This is a genomic window from Streptomyces albicerus (genome assembly GCF_008905045.1).
In the GTDB taxonomy this organism is placed as follows: Bacteria; Actinomycetota; Actinomycetes; order Streptomycetales; family Streptomycetaceae; genus Streptomyces; species Streptomyces albicerus.
This window is the reverse complement of record NZ_VWMY01000009.1, coordinates 204,226-210,808: the sequence shown is the minus strand read 5'-3', so window position 1 is coordinate 210,808 and position 6,583 is coordinate 204,226. Positions and strand designations below refer to the sequence as shown.

The following is a 6,583-nucleotide window of genomic DNA, read 5'->3' as shown; positions in this document are numbered from 1 at the left end:
CGCGCCAGGCGCAGCCGCTGACCAGCACGTAGACGATGGCCGCGAACAACGTCTCATCTGGGGTGTCTTGTGTCCCGCCGCCCTGCGGCCGCACCTTCGACGGTGGGATCAGCGGCTTCGCGATCTCCCACAGCCCGTCCGGAACAATCCAACTCCACGTACCCCGCCCCATGCTCGGCTCAACGTCCGCCTCACCACGTAGGACACGGTCTTAACCCGATCGTGTGATGGTCGACTCACAGGCTTGCGGTATCCCTGGCACGCCGAGATTACGTTACCGCGCGATCTGGGACGCCGGGTACGGCGCCAGCGTGCGGGGCCCCTCCTCCACCAGAGAGATGGTTCAGGGCCTCCCCGTCGCCTCTGGCCGCATCCACAGGCCAGGTCGTTAGGGACTCCGCCTACCCGGCTCGGACCACGGACAGGATCCGTGTCGCCGCCCGGGACACGAAAGCGGACGACCAGTGCGCCCAACACCGTTCGGGGCGTGCCAGTGCACGGGTTCGCCCCACTGCACAGGAACGGTAGAGCTTGAAGCAGCTCTGAAGCAGAGTCGCTTGTCGGCACTGCAGCCGGGCCTCGGCATCACCGACCTGGAGTCGGTGATGCCGAGGTCGGCGAAGCGGTTCTCGGTGACGATGTGCTCGGCTGCCGCCAGGCACATCGTGTGGAGCTCCTCGACGACCTCCTCCAGGGCCTCGACCTCGGGGAGGGAGAAGACGTAGTACGCGGACTCGTCCCAGTAGGGGCGCAGGGAGTCGTCCGGGATGGGGCTCCCCCCGGTCGAGCGAAGCCGAGACTGGGGGAGGGTCAGGGGGTAGATCAAGCCCTGTTCCTCGACGGTCTGCTGCCAGCCGGGGCGAGGGGCCGTGGTGCGGCGTTCCATGACTGTGGTTCCTAAGGATTCCTGAGGGTTTCCGGAGGTTCCTCGGGGTCAGCCGCCGCCGCTGCCCGAGCCCGAGCAGCCGAAGCCGTCGCGGTCCACGGCCTCGCTGCGGCTGAACGTGCCGTAGTCGGCGTAACCGGCGGTGACGTCGGCGTCGTAGTACCAGTCGGCGTCGACCGTGCCGGTCCGGCTGCTGCCGCTGCTCTTGCGGTTCTTGCCGGACGACGTGGAGCCGGCACCCGACTTGCAGTTCTTGTCGGCGATGACCTTGTAGCCGTTGGCGTAGTCGTAGCTGTCGCGGTCCACGCAGCGGCGGTCCGGGTCGGAGCCGCACGAGGTGAGGGCCGCCGCGAGGACGCCCATTCCACCGAGTGCGACCGTGCTCGAACGCAGCCTCCTGCGCTGGTCTGCCATGTTCTCTCCCCCGTCGGGACCGTCGCCCGGTGTCGTCTGTCGACCGCGCTCAGTGAGCCGCGCTCAGTGAGCCCTGATCCGTGATCAGCCTAAAGATCGGGTGGGCCGGTCGTACAAGCAGCTCCCCGAACTCTCCCTCCCCTACAGTCGCTTTGTGCTCTTTGGAATGGTGTGTGCCCTTGGTGCGGCGGTGTGCTTCGGCACGGCGACGGTGTTGCAGGCGATCGCGGCGCGCGCGGCCGCGCCGGTCACGGAGGACACCGGCGCCTCCGGGGTGGACGCCGCCTTGCTGCTGCGGGCCTTGCGGGAGTGGCGGTACCTCGCCGGGCTCGTGCTTGACGGGGTCGGGTTCCTGTTGCAGATCGCTGCCCTGCGGTCGATTCCGATCTACGCGGTGGGGGCAGCCCTCGCGGCAAGTCTCGCGGTGACGGCGGTGGTCGCGGCGTGGCTGCTCGGCGTGCGGCTGAGCGGAGTCGAGTGGGGCGCGGTCGGGGTGGTGTGCGCGGGGCTCGCGATGCTCGGGCTCGCGTCCGGGGAGGAGGGGGAGCGGGCCGGGTCGACCGCACTCAAGTACGCGATGCTGGGCACCGCTGTCGCCGTACTGGCCCTCGGGGCGGTGGCCGGGCGGCTGCCCGGGCGGGGGCGGGCGCTCGCCCTCGGGCTGGGCGCCGGGTTCGGCTTCGGGGTGGTGGAGGTGGCGGTCCGGCTCATCGACGGCCTCACCCCCTCGACGCTCCTTGCCAACCCGGCGACGTACGCCCTGCTGCTGGGCGGAGGCGCGGCGTTCCTGCTCCTCACGTCGGCGCTCCAGCGGGGCTCGGTGACGACTGCCACGGCGGGGTTGGTCATCGGCGAGACCATCGGGCCCGCGCTGGTGGGTGTGGTCTGGCTGGGCGACCGTACGCGCGAAGGCTTGGCGTGGCTGGCTGTCCTCGGCTTCGCCGTGGCGGTGGCCGGGGCGTTGGCGCTCGCGCGCTTCGGGGAGGCGCCGGTGGAGGTTTCGGAGTCGGAGTCAGTCGTGCCGTAAGGCATCGGAACCGGTCGTGGCGTAAGCCTTCGGAGCCGGTCGTGGCGTAAGCCTTCGGAGCCGGTCGTGCCGTATGGCTTCGGAGCCGGTCGTGCCGTATGGCTTCGGAGCCGGTTGCGCCCTAAAGCTGAGGCAACACCCTGCCCAACGCCTCCAACGCCCCCGGCCAACCGCTGTCCGAAGGCGTGCCGTAGCCCACGACCAGTGCGTCCAGGGGCGGGGCCACGGCGGCCGGATGGCGGTAGCGGCTCAGGCCGTGGACCGCCAGGCCCTGCCAGGCAGCCGCTCGGACCACCGACTGCTCGGTGCCAGGCGGGAGTTGGAGTACCGCGTGGAGGCCGGCCGCGATACCCGTGGCCGCCACCGACGGGGCGTGGGTGGCCAGGGCCGCGACGAGTTGGTCGCGGCGGCGGCGGTAACGGAGGCGTGAGGCGCGTACATGGCGGTCGTACGCGCCCGACGTGATGAACTCCGCCAGCGTCAGCTGGTCCAGGACCCCGCACGACCAGTCCGCGCCGCCCTTCGCCGCCGTGATCTCGGGCACCAGATCGGGCGGCAGGACCAGCCAGCCGAGGCGCAGGCCGGGGGCCAGGGATTTACTGGCGGTGCCCACGTACACCACGCGGTCCGGGTCGAGGCCCTGGAGCGCGCCCACGGGTTGCCGGTCGTAGCGGAACTCCCCGTCGTAGTCGTCCTCCAGGATCAGCCCGTCCGTCCGCCGCGCCCAGTCGACGACGGCGGCACGGCGGTCGGGGTGCAGCGGCACGCCCATGGGGAACTGGTGGGCCGACGTCAGCAGCACCGCCCGTACGCCGCCCGAACCGTCCCCGCTCCCCGCCCCGTCCCCCTTCCTGCTCCCTTCCCCGTTCCCCCTCCGGCGGCTCTCCTCTCGGTTTCCCCTCCGATGGCTCCCCTCTCCGTTCCCCCTCCAACGGCTCCCCTCCGTCAACTCGTCCGTGCGCGTGCCCAGTTCGTCGAACGGCAACGTCACTGACCGCAGCCCCGCCCGTTCCACGAGGCTCCAGTGCACATCGAGCCCGTACGACTCCACCGCCAGCGTCTCCGCACCCCGCGCCCGCAGCACCGCCCCGAGCAGCATCAGTCCGTGGACGAACCCGGAGCAGATGACGATGCGTTCGGGGTCGGCGCGTACGCCGCGGGCCCGGGCGAGGTAGCCCGCGAGGGCGGTGCGCAGTTCGGCGCGGCCCCGCGGGTCCCCGTATCCGAGGGCGTCGTAGGGCGCTGACGCGAGGGCTCGGCGGGATGCTTTGAGCCATTCGGCGCGCGGGAAGGAGGCGAGGTCGGGGATGCCGGGGACGAGATCGTGCACGGGGCCCCGGGCCGTGCGCGGCCGGCGCGCGGCCGAGGCCGGGGCCACCACCGCCCGTTCCGCCACGCGCGTGCCCGAGCCCTGGCGCGCGGTGAGCCAGCCCTCGGCGACCAGGTCGGCGTAGGCGTCGGCGACGGTGTTGCGGGCGATGCCCAGGTCGGCCGCGAGGGACCGCGACGACGGCAGCCGGGTGCCGGGCGCGAGCCGTCCGCTCCGTACCGCCTCGCGCAGCGCGTCCGTCAGGCCTTTGCGCAGGCCGGGGCCGGTACGCGTCACGTCGACATGCAGGTCCACTCCCAAAGTGGCCCATGATTCAGCCATGGAAATGGACCATACTCCTGGGCTATTCCGGCCGTAGGGTCGACGTCATGACGACGACGCGGGCGACGGACGCCACCACCCAGGAAGACACCCAGGAAGACACCAGGAAAGACACCACGACAGGCACCCAGAAGGGGGCCCAAGAGGAGGCCCAGAAGGACACCTCCTACGCCCCCGAGCACACCCCCCGACTCCAGTGGACCAAGTTCGCCCCCGAGGTCTACAAAGCCATGGTCCAGCTCGACGCGGCCGCCCGGCAGGGCGTCGACCCGGTGCTGCTCGAGCTGGTGAAGATCCGCGCGTCGCAGATCAACCACTGCGCGTTCTGCCTCGACATGCACACGAAGGACGCGTTCGCGGCGGGCGAGAGCGTCGAGCGAATCGTCCAGCTCAGCGCGTGGGAGGAGTCGCGGCACTTCTACACGGAGAAGGAGCTCGCGGCGCTCGCGCTCACCGAAGCGGTCACGGTCCTGACGGACGGCTTCGTGCCGGACGACGTGTACGAGGCCGCAGCCCGGCACTTCGACGAGGCCGAGCTGACCCGGCTGATCGCCGCGATCACGGTGATCAACGCGTGGAACCGTTTCGGCGTGACCTGCCGGCTCGCGGCCGGCCACTACACGCCCGGGCAGTACAAGTGACGGCGGGCACGCCGTGATCGGGGGCACGCATACGGTGGGCAGAGCCGAGACCTTTACGGCGGGCAGAGCCGAGACCTTCCGCGCGCTGCACCAGAGGCGCCTCCCCGAGGACCCGTTGATCCTGCCCGGACCCTGGGACGCGGCCAGCGCCCGCGTGTTCGTGGACGCCGGGTTCCCGGCGCTCGCCACGCCCAGCGCCGGGATCGCCGCCTCGCTCGGGTACGAGGACGGGGCCACGCCCGCCGACGAGATGTTCGCGGCGGTCGCGCGGATCGTACGGGCCGTCGACGTGCCCGTCTCCGCGGACGTCGAGGACGGTTACGGGCTGGCGCCCAAGGAGCTGGTGGAGCGGCTGCTGGAGACGGGCGCGGTCGGCTGCAACCTGGAGGACTCCCATCAGGACGTCCTCAAGGACCCTGCCCGGCACTCCGATTGGCTCGCCGAGGTGCGGGCCGTCGCGGGTGACGGACTCTTCCTCAACGCACGTATCGACACGTTCGCGTGCGGGGTCGCGGATCCGGACCGGGCTGTCGAGCGGGCCGCGTTGTACGTCGCCGCCGGTGCCGACTGTGTGTATCCGATCGGCGCCCCGGCGGACGTACTCCCGCTGCTGCGGTCGGGGATCGAGGGCCCGGTCAACGTGTACGCGGAGCCGGACGGGCTCTCCGCCCGGGAGTGGGGCGAGCGCGGGGCGACGCGGATCACGTACGGGCCGCGGCTGCAGCGCGCGGCCGCCGCGGCCCTGCGGGAGATCGCCGAACGGCTGCGCTGAGGCCCGAGGCATCCCGAGACATCCCGAGGTATGAGGTCTCGGACCAGAGGTCTCGGACCTGAGGCATGGACGGCACAAGGCCTCGGACCCGTGGCACGGACGTGCCGGGTGCCCCTGTCAGGGAAGGCACCCGGCACAGTCGGGGGACGCACGCGGCACGGGCCCATCACGCGTGCGTGGAGGGCTGTTCGGGCAGCGGCGGAGCTACTTGGGCAGCCACGCCCTCCACGTCGACTCGTGTCCCCGCACCCACTTCGCCGCCGCCTCCTCAGGCGTCAGCTTCTGCTCGGCGATCATCAAGGAGACCTCGTTCTGGTCCTCGGTCGTCCACTTGAAGTTCTTCAGAAAGGCCGACGCCTTGCCGCCTGACTTCGCGAAGTCCGAGTTGAGGTACTTCTGCAGCGGAGTGTGCGGATAGGCGCAGGCGACCGCGTCCGGGTCCGCGTCGCAGCCCTCCTTGTAGGCGGGCAGCTTCACCTCCGTCATGGGGACCTTCTTGAAGAGCCACTGAGGCGTGTACCAGTAGGTGAGGAAGGGCTTCTTCTCCTTGGCGAACTGGCGGATCTGGGTGATCTGGGCCGCCTCCGAACCGGCGAACACCACCTGGTAGTCGAGGTCCAGGTTCTTCACCAGCGCCTTGTCGTTCGTGACGTAGGACGGCGAGCCGTCGAGCAGCTGCCCCTTGCCGCCGCTCTCGGCGGTGCGGAGCTGGTCGGCGTACTTGTTCAGGTTCTTCCAGTCGGTCACGTCGGGGTGCTGCTTCGCGAAGTACGTCGGCACGAACCAGCCGATGTGCCCGGTGACCCCGAGGCCGCCGCCGCGCGCGATCGTCTTCTTGTCCTTGACGTACCGCTGCTCCTGGTCGGGGTGGCCCCAGTCCTCCAGGATCGCGTCGACGCGTCCCTGGCTGAGCGCGTCCCACGCGGGGACCTCGTCGACCTGGACGGTGTCGACGCGGTAGCCCAGCTCGTGCTCCAACAGGTACTGCGCGACTGCCACGTTGGCCTGCGCGCCCACCCAGGACTGCACGGAGAGAGTGACCGTCTTGGCGCCCTGCGCGTTGGCGAAGGGCGAGGCCTGCTTGGTCATGTCGGCCGCTCCGCAGCCGGTCGTCAGCACCAGCAAGGAGCAGCCGACGGCCAGAGCGCCCGTCATACGCGTACCGCTCGTCATGCGCTTGCCACTCGTCATG

7 protein-coding genes and 1 pseudogene are annotated in these 6,583 nt (G+C 70.8%); 3 read left to right on the top strand and 5 right to left on the bottom strand.

Features of this window, described 5'->3' with window-relative positions; translation table 11 throughout:
- The 3 genes and pseudogenes from GAS53_RS10170 to GAS53_RS10160 all read right to left on the bottom strand — a co-directional run.
- Window positions 1-172: transposase (locus tag GAS53_RS10170; RefSeq protein WP_151477134.1), on the bottom strand; the 172-nt coding region annotated here is incomplete at its 3' end.
- A 420-nt stretch (window positions 173-592) separates the two neighbouring features.
- Window positions 593-886 (bottom strand): annotated as a pseudogene (locus GAS53_RS10165) (glutathionylspermidine synthase family protein); the annotation flags it as partial.
- Window positions 887-934: 48 nt separating this feature from the next.
- On the bottom strand, window positions 935-1,300 hold the full coding sequence (locus tag GAS53_RS10160) for a hypothetical protein (protein WP_151477133.1): 366 nt from the start codon (window positions 1,298-1,300) through the stop codon (window positions 935-937).
- A gap of 166 nt (window positions 1,301-1,466) precedes the next feature.
- On the opposite strand from GAS53_RS10160, the gene GAS53_RS10155 reads away from it, so the two are divergent.
- Window positions 1,467-2,327 (top strand): hypothetical protein, encoded by an 861-nt coding sequence (locus tag GAS53_RS10155; RefSeq protein ID WP_151477132.1) that lies wholly within the window; start codon window positions 1,467-1,469, stop codon window positions 2,325-2,327.
- 121 nt (window positions 2,328-2,448) lie between these two features.
- Here GAS53_RS10155 and GAS53_RS10150 read toward each other — a convergent pair whose 3' ends face one another.
- Window positions 2,449-3,978 (bottom strand): aminotransferase-like domain-containing protein, encoded by a 1,530-nt coding sequence (locus GAS53_RS10150; protein ID WP_151477131.1) that lies wholly within the window; start codon window positions 3,976-3,978, stop codon window positions 2,449-2,451.
- 47 nt (window positions 3,979-4,025) lie between these two features.
- Between GAS53_RS10150 and GAS53_RS10145 the strand changes: the two genes are divergently transcribed.
- Window positions 4,026-4,619 (top strand): carboxymuconolactone decarboxylase family protein, encoded by a 594-nt coding sequence (locus GAS53_RS10145; protein ID WP_151477130.1) that lies wholly within the window; start codon window positions 4,026-4,028, stop codon window positions 4,617-4,619.
- 34 nt (window positions 4,620-4,653) lie between these two features.
- Window positions 4,654-5,391, top strand: coding sequence for an isocitrate lyase/PEP mutase family protein (locus GAS53_RS10140; protein ID WP_151477129.1), 738 nt, complete (start codon window positions 4,654-4,656; stop codon window positions 5,389-5,391).
- 204 nt (window positions 5,392-5,595) lie between these two features.
- Here the strand turns inward: GAS53_RS10140 and GAS53_RS10135 are convergent, their stop codons facing one another.
- A complete protein-coding gene (locus GAS53_RS10135; RefSeq protein WP_151477158.1) occupies window positions 5,596-6,564 on the bottom strand; it encodes an ABC transporter substrate-binding protein in 969 nt (322 codons plus the stop codon).
- Window positions 6,565-6,583 lie beyond the last annotated feature (19 nt).